At 69.7% G+C, this 16,151-nt stretch carries 11 protein-coding genes; 8 read left to right on the top strand and 3 right to left on the bottom strand.

Annotation, left to right across the window (positions count from 1 at the left end):
* Positions 1 to 42 precede the first annotated feature (42 nt).
* Genes pgl through zwf form a run of 3 tightly spaced genes read right to left on the bottom strand, consistent with a single transcriptional unit; the run spans position 43 to position 3,211 of the window.
* On the bottom strand, positions 43 to 795 hold the full coding sequence (pgl, locus tag CJ022_RS04345; protein ID WP_233198598.1) for a 6-phosphogluconolactonase: 753 nt from the start codon (positions 793 to 795) through the stop codon (positions 43 to 45).
* A complete protein-coding gene (glk, locus tag CJ022_RS04350; RefSeq protein WP_101925443.1) occupies positions 792 to 1,790 on the bottom strand; it encodes a glucokinase in 999 nt (332 codons plus the stop codon). Before glk ends, pgl begins: the two co-directional genes overlap by 4 nt.
* Complete coding sequence (gene zwf, locus CJ022_RS04355) at positions 1,787 to 3,211, bottom strand: glucose-6-phosphate dehydrogenase (RefSeq protein ID WP_101925444.1); 1,425 nt, start codon at positions 3,209 to 3,211, stop codon at positions 1,787 to 1,789. The genes glk and zwf overlap by 4 nt, the downstream gene beginning before the upstream one ends.
* Positions 3,212 to 3,627: 416 nt before the next feature.
* Here zwf and CJ022_RS04360 point away from each other — a divergent pair, with 416 nt between their 5' ends.
* From CJ022_RS04360 to mtnA, 8 genes are all read left to right on the top strand, one after another.
* Positions 3,628 to 4,713, top strand: coding sequence for an ABC transporter ATP-binding protein (locus CJ022_RS04360; RefSeq protein ID WP_101925445.1), 1,086 nt, complete (start codon positions 3,628 to 3,630; stop codon positions 4,711 to 4,713).
* Positions 4,714 to 5,085: 372 nt separating this feature from the next.
* Complete coding sequence (smc, locus tag CJ022_RS04365) at positions 5,086 to 8,598, top strand: chromosome segregation protein SMC (protein ID WP_101925446.1); 3,513 nt, start codon at positions 5,086 to 5,088, stop codon at positions 8,596 to 8,598.
* Positions 8,599 to 8,616: 18 nt separating this feature from the next.
* A complete protein-coding gene (gene zipA / locus CJ022_RS04370; RefSeq protein ID WP_101925447.1) occupies positions 8,617 to 9,366 on the top strand; it encodes a cell division protein ZipA in 750 nt (249 codons plus the stop codon).
* A gap of 22 nt (positions 9,367 to 9,388) precedes the next feature.
* Positions 9,389 to 9,808, top strand: a complete 420-nt coding sequence (gene fosX, locus CJ022_RS04375) for a FosX/FosE/FosI family fosfomycin resistance hydrolase (protein ID WP_284700098.1) — start codon at positions 9,389 to 9,391, stop codon at positions 9,806 to 9,808.
* A gap of 175 nt (positions 9,809 to 9,983) precedes the next feature.
* A complete protein-coding gene (ligA, locus tag CJ022_RS04380) occupies positions 9,984 to 12,488 on the top strand; it encodes an NAD-dependent DNA ligase LigA (protein WP_101925448.1) in 2,505 nt (834 codons plus the stop codon).
* A gap of 8 nt (positions 12,489 to 12,496) precedes the next feature.
* Positions 12,497 to 13,462, top strand: coding sequence for an EF-P lysine aminoacylase EpmA (gene epmA, locus CJ022_RS04385; protein WP_101925497.1), 966 nt, complete (start codon positions 12,497 to 12,499; stop codon positions 13,460 to 13,462).
* A 621-nt stretch (positions 13,463 to 14,083) separates the two neighbouring features.
* The gene (locus CJ022_RS17020) at positions 14,084 to 14,260 is read left to right on the top strand and encodes a hypothetical protein (RefSeq protein ID WP_158238345.1); all 177 of its coding nucleotides are present in this window, start codon (positions 14,084 to 14,086) and stop codon (positions 14,258 to 14,260) included.
* 193 nt (positions 14,261 to 14,453) lie between these two features.
* A complete protein-coding gene (gene mtnA / locus CJ022_RS04400) occupies positions 14,454 to 15,512 on the top strand; it encodes an S-methyl-5-thioribose-1-phosphate isomerase (protein ID WP_101925451.1) in 1,059 nt (352 codons plus the stop codon).
* Positions 15,513 to 16,151: the final 639 nt, after the last annotated feature.

Consider the following 16,151-nt stretch of genomic DNA (forward strand, 5'->3'; position numbering starts at 1 on the left):
GAACGGCAGGCGATGTGTCATCGCGATCGGTGCATGCGCGCGTCAGGGGCACCAGTGCACGTGCAGCGTGGCACCGGGCGTGGTGAACGCGATCCGGGCGGGATATTCGGTCGCATCGTCGCTTTCCAGCAGCGTGTCGAGCAGCGCGCGCTTGCGTTCGCCGCGCACCAGCAGGATGCGCGTGTGCGCGGGCGCCAGGCCCGCAGGCGTCAGGCTGATGCGTCGCTGCCACACGCCGGCACCCGGCGAGCCGCCGGCATCGACGCCGACGTAGGCGGCCGGCGACTGCAGCGCGCGTTCCAGCCCGACCATGCCGGGGAACAGCGACGCGGTGTGGCCGTCGTCGCCCATGCCCAGCACCACGACGCCGGCCGGCTGGCGCGCGTGCAGGTTGGCGGTGGCGACGGCTTCGTCGAACGGTCGGCCGGCGCGCGTCAGGGTTTCCAGTCGCGCCTTCTCGGCCTTGTTCTGGATCAGGGTCTCGCGCAGCAGGCGCGCATTGCTGTCCGGGTCCTCGGGCAGCAGCCAGCGCTCGTCGACCAGGGCGACATCGACCCGGTCCCAGTCCAGCGGCGCCTTCGATAGCGCCGCGTACACCGGCCCGGGCGTCTTGCCGCCCGACAGCAGCAGCCGGGCCCGGCTGCGCTGCTGCAGATCGCGCGACAGCGCCGAGGAGATCGCGATCGCGGCGCCCCAGGTCCACTGGGTGACCGATTCGTAGGCATGCAGTTGCATGCGGGCATCGTCGCCGATTCCGCCACCGATGCCAAAAGCGGGCGCGCTGCGCGGGGTCATGCGGTCGCCCTGCGGCGCGCGATCGCCGCGGCGCCCAGCAGGCCCGCATGCGGATGCAGCACCGCGACCGTCGGCACGCGGCCCATGTTCGGTGAGAAGCGGCCCTTGTGTTCGAAGCGCTGGCGGAAGCCCGAGTGGCGGATCGACTCGAGCATCTTCGGCACCAGGCCGCCGGTCAGGAACACGCCGTCCCAGGCGCCGAGGGTCAGCACCAGGTCGCCGGTGATCGCGCCGAAAACGGCGCAGAACACATCGACCGTGCGTCCACACAGCGGATCGCCGGCCTGGGCGCGGGCGGTGATGTCGGCCGGCTGCAGCGGGCCCGGATCGACGCCGGCGATCTCGCTCAGCGCACGGTGGATGTTGACCAGGCCCGGGCCGCAGATCAGGCGTTCGTTGGACACCCGGCCGAATTGCGAGGACAGGCGTTCGAGGATCTCGGATTCCTCCGGCGTGCCCGGCGGGAAGCTGACGTGGCCGCCCTCGGTTTCCAGCGCATGGTGGTGGCCGTCGCGGACGATCAGCCCGCCGACGCCGAGGCCGGTGCCGGGGCCGATGACGGCGTAGGTGCGCGGTGCGCGCGGATCGGTCGAGGCCGACCACGGCACGCCACCGATCGTCGTGACGTCGCCGGGCTGCAGCAGCGGGATCGCCATCGACTGCGCGGTGAAATCGTTGACCAGCACGACGTCGTCGATGCCGAGGCGCTGCTGGGTGCGCGGGCGCGAGATCACCCAGGGATGGTTGGTGATGCGGGCCTCGTCGCCGTCGACGCGGCCGGCCACGGCGAACACGCCATGCGCCAGCGCGGCCTCGCCCTGCTGCCCGACCACATCGAGGTAGTGCAGGGCGGCATCGGCGAGCGAGGGGAAATCGGCGACGACGAACTCGCGGATGCTGTCGAGCTGCAGCGGCGTCGCGCTCGCGGTGTCGGCCAGGGCGAAGCGCGCGTTGGTGCCGCCGATGTCGGCGAGCAGGGCCAGCGGCGCCGTCACGATTTGCGCCCGTTGTGCGTGGTCAGCGTGCGCGGCAGGAACGCCGAGGCCTCCGTCGGCCCCCAGCTGCCGGCCGGATATTCCCGGACCGGCGTGCCGGCTTCGCGCCAGGCGGCGCTGACGCTGTCGATGAAGCGCCAGGCGGCGTCGACCTCGTCGTCGCGGACGAACAGCGTCTGGTCGCCCTTGAGCGCGTCGATCATCAGCCGCTCGTAGGCGATGCGGCGCTTGGGCGGCAGCATCGCCAGATCCAGCGACATCGGCTGCAGTTCGTTGGCGCTCCACTCCGACGCCGCCAGGCTGCCCATCAGGCCGAGCTCGATGGTCTCCTCCGGCTGCAGGCGCACGCGCAACTGGTTGGCGCGCGCGCGCTTGCGCTCGTCCGCGCCGAACAGCCAATGGGTCACCGGCTTGAAGGTCACGACGACCTCGCTGGTGCGCGACGGCATGCGCTTGCCGGTGACGAGGCGGAAGGGCACGCCGGCCCAGCGCCAGTTGTCGATCCAGGCGCGCAGGCCGACGAAGGTCTCGACGTCGTCGTGCTCGCCGTACTGGAAGCCCTGCACGGCCCGGCCGTCGACGACGCCGTCGCGGTAGCGGCCACGCACGCTGTCGGCCTCGGCGGCCGCGGGCGTCATCGGCCGCAACGCGCGCAGGACCTTGCGCTTCTCGTCGCGGATGCTGTCGGTGTCCATCGCCGCCGGCGGCTCCATCGCGATCAGCGCGAGCAGCTGCAGCATGTGGTTCTGGACCATGTCGCGCAGCGCGCCGTAATCGGCGTAGTAACCCTCGCGGCCATCGACGCCCGCGGTCTCGGCGACGATGATGTCGACCGACTCGATCCAGCGCCGTTCCCAGACCGCTTCGAACAGCGTGTTGCCCAGCCGCAGCGCCAGCAGGTTCTGCACCGGCGCCTTGCCCAGGTAATGGTCGATGCGGAAGATCCGCGACTCGTCGAGCGCGGCCTTCAGCGTCGCGTCGATCTCCTGCGCGCTGGCGAGGTCGTGGCCGATCGGCTTCTCCAGCACCAGGCGCGACGGCGCCTCGAGCAGGCCGGCGGCCTTGAGGCCACGGCAGGCCGACGCGAACAGGTTCGGCGGCGTCGAAAGGTAGCTGACCGCCGGACGGTCGGCGTACTGCGACAGCGCGGCGGCCATCGAGTCGGCGTCGGAAAGGTCCACGGGGACGTAGTGCACGCAGGCCAGCAGCTGGTCGAGCGCGGCGGCTTCGTAGTCGTCGCCTTCGAAGCGGGCGCGCAGCCAGGTGCGGAAGCTCGCGTCGTCGTGATCGCTGCGCGCGATCGCGATGACGCGGAAGTTCTCCGGCAGCAGCCGGTCGCGCAACAGGTGCAGCAGGGACGGGAACAGGTAGCGTTGTGCCAGGTCGCCGGTGGCGCCGAACAGCAGCAGGGAGTCGTGCATGGACGCCAGGAAATCCTTGTCGCTCAGGGTGGAAACGCGGGAAAGGACGACGCGTCGGGACGCGGTCGATCCCGGAGGATAGCAGCGGTGCGCGCGGTGTGAGACCCCGGCGCGCTCCCGTGCCCGCGCGCCTCCGTCGTCGCACTTGCGACGCTACGGAACCGCACGTCGCGACCGGCGCGCGCGGCCGTTCCATGCAGGGTCGCTCCATACGATGGCGGATGTCGCGCGGGTGGCGCGGCACGATCCACAGGCGGAATCTCGCGGGGCATGGGTCTCCGATCCGTCGCGCCGACCGCAGGGGCGGGTCGACGCTGGCTTGAAAACGATTACATGCCAGAATATCCGAAATCCTGCGCGCTCGCGTCGTGCCGACACGCCGAGGGCCAGGATGCCGATTCAGTCCGGGAGGCAGCATGGCCAACGTGCAATTCGACGCGGTACGCAAGGTGTATCCCAATGGCCACGTGGGCGTGGCCGGCGCGAGCTTCGAGGTCGCCGACGGCGAACTGCTGGTGCTCGTGGGGCCGTCGGGTTGCGGCAAGTCGACGCTGTTGCGGATGATCGCCGGGCTCGAGGCGATATCCTCGGGCACGCTGAAGATCGGCGAGCGCGTGGTCAACGACGTCGCACCGAAGGATCGCGACATCGCGATGGTCTTCCAGAGCTACGCGCTGTATCCGCACATGAGCGTCGCCGAGAACCTCGCGTTCGGGCTGAAGCTGCGCGGCCAGCCGAAGGCGGACATCGCCGCGCGCGTGTCCGAGGCCGCGCAGGTGCTGGAACTCGACCAGGTGCTCGACCGCAAGCCCGGCCAGCTGTCGGGCGGCCAGCGCCAGCGCGTCGCACTGGGCCGTGCGCTGGTGCGCCAGCCGCAGGTGTTCCTGCTCGACGAGCCGCTGTCGAACCTCGACGCCAAGCTGCGCAGCGGCATGCGGGTCGAGATCGCCCGGCTGCACCGCAAGCTCGGCACGACGATGATCTACGTCACCCACGACCAGATCGAGGCGATGACGCTGGGTCAGCGCATCGTCGTGCTCAAGGACGGGCAGATCCAGCAGATCGACACGCCGATGGCGCTGTACGAGCAGCCGGCCAACCTGTTCGTCGCGACCTTCCTGGGCAGTCCGGCGATGAATGTCCTGCGTGGCACGTTGCAGCGCGAGGGTGAGGCCTGGACCTTCAGCGCCGACGACGTATCGCTCGCGCTCGGCCCGGCCGCACTGCCGGACGCCTGGCAGGGCCGCACGCTGGATCTCGGTATCCGCCCCGAACATCTGCAACTGGCCGAGGCCGACGCGGCGATGCTGTCGCCGGTGGTCGAGGTCGTCGAACCGGTCGGCAGCGAAGTCTTCGTCAACCTGCGCCTCGGCGCCCATGCGCTGGTCGCGCGGCTGCCGCCCGAGCACGTGCCCGTGCCGGGCGACACGTTGCCGATGCGGGTCCCGGCCGACCGCGTGCATTTCTTCGATGTCGACAGCGGCGAACGCCTGACCCGCTGAGCCGGCGCGCCGGGACAGGCGACCGCGCGGCGTCGCGGTCTCTGGAATCGGCATGCACGTCGACGGTCGGGTCCGACTGCCACGACGGAGGAGGCGCGCCTGACGCCGTCCCGATGCAGCGACGGCGCGCGCCGCTGCGGTCTGCCGTCCAACGCCCGAACCCCCGCCGCACCATGCCAGCCAGTCGCCTCCCGGTGGCCGGCAGCCGGCGCCAGCGCTCGTTATACTGGCCGCTTGCCCCTGTCGGCAGCGGGCGAACGCCAGTGGATTCAAGCACTTGGCGCCAGCGCGGGCCGTGCAGGGCGTGATCTTCCCGTCCCATTCCATACGGCGGCCGCTCCGGCGGACGTCATCAAGGCACCCCGACGCCGCATGCGCCTGTCCACGATCAAGCTCGCCGGTTTCAAATCCTTCGTCGATCCAACCACGCTGCACCTGCCGACCAACATGACCGGCGTGGTGGGGCCGAACGGCTGCGGCAAGTCGAACATCATTGACGCGGTGCGCTGGGTGATGGGCGAATCCTCGGCCAGCCGCCTGCGTGGCGACTCGCTGACCGACGTGATCTTCGCCGGTTCCACCGCGCGCAAGCCGGTGTCGCAGGCGATGGTCGAGCTGGTGTTCGACAACTCCGATCACACGATCGCCGGCGAGTTCGCCGCGTTCAACGAGATTTCGGTCAAGCGCACGGTCAGCCGCGACGGACAGAGCGGTTACTACCTCAACGGCACCAAGTGCCGCCGCCGCGATATCACCGATCTGTTCCTCGGCACCGGTCTGGGCCCGCGCAGCTACTCGATCATCGAGCAGGGCATGATCAGCCAGATCATCGACGCGAAGCCCGAGGAGCTGCGCGTCTATCTCGAAGAAGCCGCCGGCATCTCCAAGTACAAGGAGCGCCGCAAGGAAACCGAGACCCGCATCCGCCACACCCGCGAGAACCTCGACCGTCTCGGCGACCTGCGCGAGGAGGTGGGCAAGCAGCTCGAGCACCTCAAGCGCCAGGCCCGCCAGGCCGAGCAGTACACCGCGATCCAGGGCGAGCGGAAGATCCGCGATGCCGAGTGGAAGGCGCTGGAATTCCGCACCCTCGACGCCCAGCTGCGCGCGCTGCGCGAAGGACTGTCCCAGGAAGAGACGCGGCTGCAGCAGCTGATCGCCGAGCAGCGCGAGGCCGAGCGCGAACTCGAGACCGGCCGCGAGCGCCGCGAGGACGCGTCCGCCGCGCTCAACCGCGCGCAGGCCGAGAGCTACGAAGTCAGCGGCACGCTGGCGCGCATCGAGCAGCAGATCGCCCATCAGCGCGAACTCTCGTCGCGCCTGTTGAAGGCGCGCGACGAAGCGCAGGCGCAGCTGGCCGAGATCGGCGAGCACATCAGCAGCGACCAGGTGCGCCTCGATACGCTGCATGAAAGCGTCGCCGACGCCGAGCCGCAGCTCGCCCAGCTGCAGGACGACGATGCCGTGCGCCAGGACGCGCTGCGCGATGCCGAAATCGCGCTGACCGACTGGCAGACCCGCTGGGATGCGCACAACCGCGAGCAGAGCGAGGCCGCGCGCGCCGGCGACGTCGAGCGCACGCGCGTCGACTACCTCGACCGCCAGTCGCTGGAAGCCGACCGCCGCCGCGAGCAGCTCGTCGCCGAGCGCGCGGGCTTCGATCTCGACGCGCTGGCCGAGGCCTTCGCCGACCTGCAGATCCGCCACGACGACCAGAAGGCCTCGCTCGACACGCTGACCGACGAGCTGGAGAGCCGCAAGGCCGCCGCCGTCGAAATGGAAGACGGCCAGCGCCGCGCACAGGAAGAGATCTCCGGCGTGCGCAAGCAGGCGCAGGAAGCCCGCGGCCGGCTGTCGTCGCTGGAAACGCTGCAGAACGCCGCGCTGGGCCAGGAGCAGGGCGCCGCCGTGGAATGGCTGCGCCAGCGCGGGCTCGATTCCGCCGCGCGCGTCGGCGAGCGCCTGCAGGTCGAGGCAGGCTGGGAGAACGCGGTCGAAAGCGCGCTCGGCCAGCTGATCGAGGGCGTGCTGGTCGACGGCGACCACGTGCCGGCCGAGCTCGTCGATGCGCTGGGCGAACTCGGCGAAAGCCGGCTCGCGCTGGTCTCGGCGACCGCGGCGCCGGCCGAGTTCGCGGCGACCTCGCTCGCCGCCAAGGTGCAGGGCCCGCTGGCGATCCGCCGGTTGCTGGCGCGGTTGCACGTCACCGACACCCTGGCCGAAGCGCGTGCGCTGCAGGCGACGCTCGGCGACGGCGATTCGGTGATCACCCGCAGCGGCGAGCGCCTCGGCGCCGGCTGGGTGCGGGTCTCGCGCTCCGGCGCGGCCAAGCAGGGCGCGCTGCTGCGCGAGCGCGAGATCCAGACCCTGCGCGAGCAGATCGCCACGCTGCAGGAACGCGAACACGCGCTGGAGCAGCAGATCGCCGCCGCGCGCGACCGCCTGCTCGCCGCCGAACAGCACCGCGAGGAAGCCCAGCGCGCGCTGTACCTGGCGCATCGCGGCGTGTCCGAACTCGCCGGCCAGGTGCAGAGCCAGCAGGGGCGCGTCGAGGCGGCGCGCAACCGCATCGCCAAGATCGATGCCGATCTCGCCCAGCTCGGCGAAACGCTCGACGGCGCTACCCAGCAGGCGCGCGAATCGCGCAGCCGGCTCGAGGATGCGGTCGGCCGCATGGCCGAGCTGGAAACCGCGCGCAATGTGCTGGAAAGCGAGCGTCACGGCCTCGTCGATGCCCGCGACGCCGCGCGCGCCGCGGCCCGCGCCTCGCGCGACGCGACCCATGCACTGGCGCTGGCGCTCGAATCGCAGCGTGCCCAGATCGCCTCGCTGACCCAGGCGCTCGCGCGGATGGGCGGCCAGCGCGGCCAGCTCGACACCCGGCTCGGCGAGCTGTCGGCGCAGCTGGCCGGTGGCGATTCGCCGGTCGATGCGCTGGAGCGCCAGCGCCAGGTCGCGCTGGAGGAACGCGTCCGCACCGAACAGGCGCTGGCCGCCGCGCGCTCGGCGCTGGAAGGCATCGACAACGAACTGCGCAGCTTCGAACAGGTGCGCCAGCAGCGCGACGCACAGGCGTTGACCCAGCGCGAGGCCATCGCCCAGCGCCGGCTCGACCAGCAGGCACTGGTGATCGCCGCCGACCAGTTGTCGGCCGCGGTCGTCGAGGCCGGCTTCGTCGTCGAGGACGTGCTCAACGGACTCGACGAATCCGCCAGTGCGCCGGCCTGGGAGAAGATCGTCACCGACTTCGACGCCAAGCTGCGCCGGCTCGAGCCGGTCAATCTCGCGGCGATTGCCGAACACGCCGAGGCCGCGCAGCGCAAGGACTACCTCGACGCGCAGGACACCGACCTGACGACCGCGCTGGACACCCTGGAGGAGGCGATCCGCAAGATCGACCGCGAGACCCGCGGCCGCTTCAAGGACACTTTCGACAAGGTCAACGCCGGCGTGCAGGCGCTGTACCCGCGCCTGTTCGGCGGTGGCCATGCGTATCTGGAACTGACCGGCGACGACCTGCTCGACACCGGCGTCGCGATCATGGCGCGTCCGCCGGGCAAGCGCGTGTCGAACATCTCGCTGCTGTCCGGCGGCGAGAAGGCGATGACGGCGGTCGCGCTGGTATTCGCGATCTTCCAGCTCAATCCCGCGCCGTTCTGCCTGCTCGACGAGGTCGACGCGCCGCTCGACGAAGCCAACGTCGGCCGCTTCACCGCGATGGTGCGCGAGATGAGCGAGCAGGTGCAGTTCCTGTTCGTCAGCCACAACAAGGCGACGATGGAAGCCGCTTCCCAGCTCAGTGGCGTTACCATGCGCGAGCCGGGTGTCAGTCGACTGGTGTCCGTCGACCTTGCCGAAGCCGCGCGTCTGGCCGGCGCAGCCTGAGAACGGAGAACACAACGAATGTCCGACGAGTGGATGTTGCGGATCGGAATCATCGTGGCCGGCGTGCTGCTGATGGGCGCGATCTGGTATTTCGGCACGCGTCCGCGCAACGGCCAGGGCCGGCGCGTCGTCGCCGACGACCAGGACGCGCGGTTGGAGCCGACGCTCGGCGCGCAGCTCGAGCGCGACCTCGGGGATGACGGTGTGCCGCGCGAGGCCGGCGACGGCGAGACCGTGCAGGCCGAGATGGACCTGCTCGACCAGACGGTCGGCGCGGTGTCGCCCAACAGCGAACTGGGAAAGCGCAACACCGACGATTTCGACAAGATCATCACCCTCTACATCGCCGCGCGCGCCGGCAACGTCCTGCGCGGGCCGGACATCGTCGTCGCGGCCGAGAAGACCGGCCTGACTTACGGCCACATGAACGTGTTCCACCGGCTGGTCGACGGCCATCCGGAACGCGGCCCGATCTTCAGCGTCGCCAACATCCGCAGTCCCGGCAGTTTCGAGATGGCCGAGATCCAGACGCTGGAAACCCCGGCGATCGCGTTCTTCCTGACCCTGCCGGCGCCGGTCCGGGCCCTCGATGCCTGGGACGCGATGCTGCCGACCGCCGAGCGCATGGCGGAATTGCTCGACGGCGTGCTGCTCGACGAGCAGCGCAATGCGCTGGGCCGCCAGCGCGTCGCCGGCCTGCGCGACGAACTGCGCAGCTGGGACCGCGAGCACGACGTGCCGCCGGTGACCCGCAGCCCACGCTGGTAAGCGGGCTGCGGACCCGCCGGCCTTGGGCTGGCGCGCCGTGCACGGCATCAGCCATCTGACCTTCCTCGTCCGCGATCTGGATCGCATGGCGGCGTTCCTGTGCGCCGGCCTCGGCGCGCACGAGGTCGACGACAGCGCGGGCGCGGACCGGTCGCTGTCGCGCGAGAAATTCTTTCTGCTCGGCAACGTCTGGCTGGTGGCGATGGAAGGCGAACCGCCGCCGGTGCGCAGCTACCAGCACGTAGCGTTCGCGGTCGAAGCGGACGCGCTGCCCGGCTATCGCGAACGCCTCGAGCGGCTCGGCGTCGAGATCCAGCCCTCGCGTCCGAGGATCGAAGGGGAGGGCGCGTCGCTGTATTTCCACGATTTCGACAACCATCTGTTCGAACTGCACACCGGATCGCTGGCGTCGCGACTCGCTGCCTACGCAGCCGTTCCGTAGGCGGGCGGTCGCACGCGGCCCCGTAGGAGCGCGCTCGCGCGCGATTGGCCTTCGCAAGACGCCCGGTCGCGCGCCAGCGCGCTCCGACCGGGGACGCGTGCACGCCGGCAGAGATTCTCCCCGCCACGCCCTGGCGCGCACCTGCAACGGCAGCCCATCAGCCTACAATTTGCCCATGCCGACTCCATCTCCCGCCGGGCGTGTCGCCGAGCTGCGCGCGCTGATCGAAACCGCCAATCACCGCTACTACGTGCTCGACGATCCGGCGCTGCCGGATGCCGATTACGACGCGCTGCTGCGCGAACTCGAAGCGCTGGAGGCCGCGCATCCCGAGCTCGCCAGCGAGGATTCGCCGACGCGCACTGTCGGCACGCGACCCGACGGCGGCTTTCCCGAAGTCCGTCACGCGATCCCGATGCTGTCGCTGGCCAATGCATTCGAGTCGGCGGACGCGGGCGACGACGCCGACGACCGCGCGCGCTACGCCGAGGTTGCCGATTTCGTCCGCCGCATCGAGCAGAAACTCGACCTCGATGCCCCGGTGTTCTCGGTCGAGCCGAAACTCGACGGCCTCGCGATCAGCCTGCGCTACGAGGACGGCCGGTTCGTGCAGGGCGCGACGCGCGGCGACGGCGCGACCGGCGAGAACGTCACCGCGAACCTGCGCCAGGTGCGCGCGGTGCCGTTGAAGCTGCGCGACACCGGCGCACCGGCGCCGGCCGTGCTCGAGGTGCGCGGCGAGATCTACATGCCGCGCCGCGAGTTCGCCCGGTGGAATGCGCAGGCGCTGGAGCGCAACGAGAAGCTGCTGGCCAATCCGCGCAACGGCGCGGCCGGCTCGCTGCGCCAGCTCGATCCTGCGGTCACGCGACGGCGGCCGCTCGCGTTCTTCGCGTATTCGGTCGGCGAGGTCGTCGGCCTGGAACTGCCGGAAACGCATTCGGAAATGCTGGCGCTGCTGCGCGATTACGGATTTCCGGTCGCGCCCGAGGCCGACACCGCGACCGGCTTCGAGGGCCTGATCGGGTATTTCCGCCGCATCGGCGCCGCGCGAGACGGACTGCCGTACGACATCGACGGCGTGGTCTACAAGCTCGACGATTTCGATCAGCAGGCGACGATGGGGTTCGTGTCGCGCGCGCCGCGCTGGGCGCTGGCGCACAAGTTTCCGGCGCAGGAACAGTCCACCGTGCTGCGCGCGATCGAAGTGCAGGTCGGTCGCACCGGCGCGATCACGCCGGTCGCGCGGCTGGAACCGGTGCAGGTGGCCGGCGTCACGGTCACCAACGCGACCCTGCACAACGAAGACCAGATACGCCGGCTCGACGTGCGCGAGGGCGACACGGTCATCGTGCGCCGCGCCGGCGACGTGATTCCCGAGATCGTGCGCGTGATCGAGGACCGGCGTCCGGCCGGCACCGTCGAATGGACGATGCCGGCGACGTGTCCGGTCTGCGGCTCGGACCTCGTGCGCGAGGAGGGCGCCGCCGCCTGGCGCTGCACCGGCGGCCTGACCTGCTCCGCGCAGCGCAAGGAAGCCGTGCGCCACTTCGCGTCGCGCCGTGCGATGGACATCGAAGGCCTCGGCGACAAGCAGGCCGAGGCGCTGGTCGAGTTCGGCTTCGTGCATTCACCGGCTGATCTGTTCGCGCTGACGGTCGAGGATCTCGTGCGGATGAAGACTGCGCTCGATGCCGCGACCGCAGCGGATCTGGCGCAGGCGATCGCCGACAGCAAGGGCGCACTGGCGCTCGATGCCGAGGGCGACGCCGTGCTCGTGCAGGAATCGCCGGTGTGGAAGGACGCCGCGTTCCTGCGCGCGCATCTGACGGTCGAAACCGGCGGCAAGCTCGCGACGAAGTGGGCGGAAAACCTCGTCGCCGGAATCGACGCCAGTCGCAGCACCACGTTGCCGCGCTTTCTGTTCGCGCTCGGCATTCCGCATCTGGGTGAAACGACGGCCAAGTCGCTCGCGCAGTGGCTGGGCACGCTCGACTTCGTGCGTACGACGCCGGCGGTGCTGCTGCAGGCGCTGCCCGACATCGGCGGCGAGGTCGCGCGTTCGATCGCGACGTTCTTCGAGCAGCCCGGCAATGTCGAGGTCGTCGATGCGCTGCTCGCCGCGGGCATCACCTTCAACGACGAGACCGCGCCATCGGCCGCGCTGCGCGAACGCCTGGGGCTCGCCCATCTGCTGTCGACGCTGCCCGTCGACAAACTGGGCGGCAAGAGTGCCGAACGTCTCGCCGATACCTACGGCACGCTCGACGCGCTGCTGCGTGCGAACGCGAGCGGCTGGACCGGCGCCGGCCTGTCGTCGGCAGGTGCGGACAATCTCTCGGCATTCCTGGCCGACGCGGCGGCATTGGCGGCATTGCGCGCAAGTGACGCCGCGATGCGGCGCCTGCTCGATGCGGCGCCGGCCAAAGTAGCGAAGACCAGCGGTCCGCTCGACGGCAAGACCGTCGTGCTGACCGGGAGTCTGGAGGCGATGACCCGCGACGAGGCAGGCGAACGACTCGAAGCGCTGGGTGCCAAGATCGCGGGCAGCGTGTCGAAAAAGACCTCGCTGGTCGTCGCCGGTGAAGCGGCCGGCTCGAAGCTGACGAAGGCGCAGGCGCTCGGTATCGAGATCTGGGACGAAGCGGCGTTGCTCGCATTCCTCGAATCGCAGGCGTGAGCGTGTCGATGCGGCCGTCCGCAAGCTTCGATGCCCTGCGCCTGCGCGCGCGCCTCAACGCAACGCTGCGGGCGTTCTTCGCCGGACGCGGCGTGTCGGAGGTCGAGACGCCGATGCTGTCGCAGGCCGGCAACACCGACCCCAACGTCGCCAGTTTCCGGACGGAATTCGGCGGCCACGTGTCGGCCGGCCTGCGTACGCGCTGGCTGCGCACCTCACCCGAATTTCCACTCAAGCGTCTGCTCGCCGCAGGCTTCGGCGACTGCTACGAGCTCGGCCGCGTGTTCCGCGACGGCGAGGCCGGCGGTCGCCACAATCCCGAATTCACGATGCTCGAGTGGTACCGGGTCGGCTGGGGCCAGCACCAGTTGGCCGATGAGACCGTCGCGCTGGTGCAGGATGCGCTGGCGATCGTGGACCGGCGCGCCGAGGTGGTGCAGACCACGTATCGCGCCCTGTACCTCGACACACTCGGACTCGACCCGATGACCGCATCCGACGCCGCGTTGCAGGCGGCGCTCGGCGACGTGCAGCTCGATTCCGACGGCCTGACCCGCGACGACTGGCTGGACCTGCTGATGACGCATCGCATCCAGCCCGCGAACCCGGCCAACCGGATTCTCGTCGTCCACGATTACCCGGCCTCGCAATGCATGCTCGCGCGTGTCGCCGAGCGCGATGGCGTGCCGGTGGCCGAACGCTTCGAGCTGTATCTCGGCGCACTGGAACTCGCGAACGGCTATCACGAGCTCGCGGATGGCGCGGAACAACGCGCGCGCTTCGAGCGGGATCATGCGGTGCGTGGGTCGCGCGGTGATGAATTGCCGGCGATCGACGACGCGCTGCTGGATGCGTTGGATGCCGGATTTCCGGATTGCGCGGGCGTGGCGTTGGGGGTGGATCGCCTGATGATGGCGATGCTCGGGACGGCGCGGATTGCCGATGTGATCGCGTTCGATTTTGCGCGGGGGTAGTTTTTCGCGCGGTTTCGGCGCTTCACCCGATTTCATCGTCGTCGTGCCCGCGAACGCCGGCATCCGTTTTGATCTGGATTCAGGCTTGGCTCTGGCTCTGGCTTGGCTCTGGCTCTGCTCCAAGTTTTTGACTTGAATCGAGCCGTAAAGCGAGCCGAGCACCGGAGTCTGGCGTGGCCGAAGAGCAGCCCATGTCTGAGCGCAGCGAGTTTGGGCTGCGTGCCACGCCAGGCGAGGAGCACAGGGCACCGATGCGGCTTCACCGCATCGGGTCGCGTCCGGCGAAGGGACCTTTTGGTTCCTTTTGGGTCCATCCAAAAGGGACTCGCACGCGCACCGGGCGAAAGCTCTGCACTTGCCTGCGCTTTTTAGCTCGTCGCCTCGACTTCGACGCGCCAAGCAAATAAGGAATCAACCGCAGGAGCGAAGATCAAGAACAGGGCTTCCGCGCTGTCGCGCGGCTTACTTTTGTCTTGGCAAAAGTAAGCGAAACCGTCTTCGCCGGACGCGATCCGCCGCGATACAGCCGCGGCGGTCCCCTGCGCTTCTCGGACGACGGGGCACGCAGCCCAAACTCGCTGCGCTCAGAGATGGGCTGCTCTTCGACCCCGTCGCCCTGCGATGCTCGGCTCGCTTTACGGCTCGATTCAGATCAAGAGCTGGAAGCCAAAGCCCAAGCCAAAGCCAAAGCCAGAGGCCAGAAGCCAAAGCCAAAAAGCCAAAGCCAAAGCCGAAGCCGAAGCCGAAGCCGAAGCGGGGCCAACATCAAAATGGATGACCAGCGCTACGCGCTGTTGAAGGGCGCATCCCGCTTTCGCAGGAATGACGGGTCTCGCAGACTCGTCGCACTCAGTGCCAACAGTGTTGACGGTGTAGGCAGCGCTGATCCTGCTGGCGGGCAGGGGCAGGGGCGGGACGCGACGGTCGTCGCGAGAACTCGGCTTTCAACCCCACCAACAGCAAGCCAACATCCTCGATTTACAATGCCCCCATGAACACACCCCCCCTCGATTTCGACCGCTACGACCACATCCGCCCGATCCTCTGGACCGGCGACACGCTCGATCTGCTCGACCAGCGCAAGCTGCCGTTCGTGGTCGAGCACGTGTCCTGCACCACCAGCGACGAGGTCGCGCAGGCGATTCATGACCTGACCGTGCGCGGGGCGCCGGCGATCGGCATCGCGGCGGCGTGGGGCGCGGTGCTGGGCGCGCGCGACATCGAGGCCGATGACGGCGAGGCGGCGCTGATGAAGCTCGAGCCGGCGCTGCAGCGGCTCAACGCCGCGCGGCCGACGGCGGTAAACCTCGCTTGGGCGCTCGCGCGCATGCGCCGCGTCCTCGGCGCTGCGGGTGGTGACTGGCGCGAGATGCTGGCGCGCGAAGCGCAGGCGATCGCCGACGAGGATCTGGCGGCGAATCGCCACATGGGCGCGCTCGGCGCGGCGCTGATCGACGAGGGGAGCGGGGTACTGACCCATTGCAATACCGGGTCGCTGGCGACGGCGGGCTTCGGCACCGCGCTCGGCGTGATCCGGGCCGGCATGGCGCAGCAACGCATCGCGCGCGTATTCGCCGGCGAGACCCGGCCGTGGCTGCAGGGCGCGCGCCTGACGGTGTGGGAGCTGCAGCAGGACGGCATCGACGCGACGCTGATCGCCGACTCGGCGGCATCGCACCTGATGAAGGGTGGGCTGGTGCAGTGGGTCGTCGTCGGGGCGGACCGCATCTGCGCCAATGGCGACACCGCGAACAAGATCGGCACCTACCAACTGGCGATCGCCGCGCGCCATCACGGCGTCAAGTTCATGGTCGTCGCGCCGTCGTCAACCGTCGATATGGACACCGCGGACGGGTCGCAGATCGAGATCGAACAGCGCGATCCCGGCGAGCTGTTCGGCATCGGCGGCACCCGCACCGTCGCCGACGGCATCCAGGCCTGGAACCCGGTGTTCGACGTGACGCCGGGCGAGCTGATCGACGCGATCGTCACCGAGCGTGGGGTCGTCGAGCAGCCGACCACCGGGAAGATGCGGGCGCTGTTCGGCTGACCGCACTGCGAGCACCGCGGGCGCGCATGCGCCAGCCCGTTGCGCGCGCCACCGCTGGCCACTCGCGGATTCGAGGCGCTCGCGATGAACGCTGCGGCGCGTCAGCGGTCGCCGTCTGGCGCGCGCCCTGGCGCCGCGCACGAACAGCGCGCGCGTGGCTGAGCCCGTGGTGCGACGTCGGCTGACGACGCAAACGCACCGGTGCCATCGACGGCAGGACCCGGGTACTTCCGCGACGCGTCGAGCGGTATCGCGGTTCCGTGTTCGACCCATTGATCCCACGGATTCGCGGGCGAGACGCGAGCTGGACGGCGACATCCGGCGCGGCGTGCGGATGCCGGAATCCGCGTTCGCGGACCGCGATTTCGGCCTGCATGCCGCGCCGTAGTCCGAATGGCGTGCGAATCGACGCGGAAGTTGTGCCGAGCGCACGCTAAGTCCTTGTTTTTGCGCTGGAAAGGCTTGGTCGAACAAGGCGCGCGTGGTATCCTGCTCCGTCTTTTTCGATGCGTTGCGGGCGGTCGCCCGTGGCGTGTCAGCCCAACCGGCCAGACACGCCGCAACCGTTCCGCGTAGCCAGGATGCAAGCACCCTCGATGGTCGATTCCGCGAAAGAAATCATTCCCGTCAATCTCGAAG

Source organism: Luteimonas rhizosphaerae (assembly GCF_002849595.1).
GTDB classification, from domain to species: Bacteria; Pseudomonadota; Gammaproteobacteria; order Xanthomonadales; family Xanthomonadaceae; genus Luteimonas; species Luteimonas cellulosilyticus.

What these genes read in the sequence shown, in the direction of transcription:
- smc (WP_101925446.1), top strand. Translation starts at nt 5,086, where the DNA reads ATGCGCCTGTCCACGATCAAGCTCGCCGGTTTCAAATCCTTCGTCGAT.
- zwf (WP_101925444.1), bottom strand. Translation starts at nt 3,211, where the DNA reads ATGCACGACTCCCTGCTGCTGTTCGGCGCCACCGGCGACCTGGCACAA.
- CJ022_RS04360 (WP_101925445.1), top strand. Translation starts at nt 3,628, where the DNA reads ATGGCCAACGTGCAATTCGACGCGGTACGCAAGGTGTATCCCAATGGC.
- zipA (WP_101925447.1), top strand. Translation starts at nt 8,617, where the DNA reads ATGTCCGACGAGTGGATGTTGCGGATCGGAATCATCGTGGCCGGCGTG.
- ligA (WP_101925448.1), top strand. Translation starts at nt 9,984, where the DNA reads ATGCCGACTCCATCTCCCGCCGGGCGTGTCGCCGAGCTGCGCGCGCTG.
- pgl (WP_233198598.1), bottom strand. Translation starts at nt 795, where the DNA reads ATGACCCCGCGCAGCGCGCCCGCTTTTGGCATCGGTGGCGGAATCGGC.
- CJ022_RS17020 (WP_158238345.1), top strand. Translation starts at nt 14,084, where the DNA reads ATGCTCGGCTCGCTTTACGGCTCGATTCAGATCAAGAGCTGGAAGCCA.
- epmA (WP_101925497.1), top strand. Translation starts at nt 12,497, where the DNA reads ATGCGGCCGTCCGCAAGCTTCGATGCCCTGCGCCTGCGCGCGCGCCTC.
- mtnA (WP_101925451.1), top strand. Translation starts at nt 14,454, where the DNA reads ATGAACACACCCCCCCTCGATTTCGACCGCTACGACCACATCCGCCCG.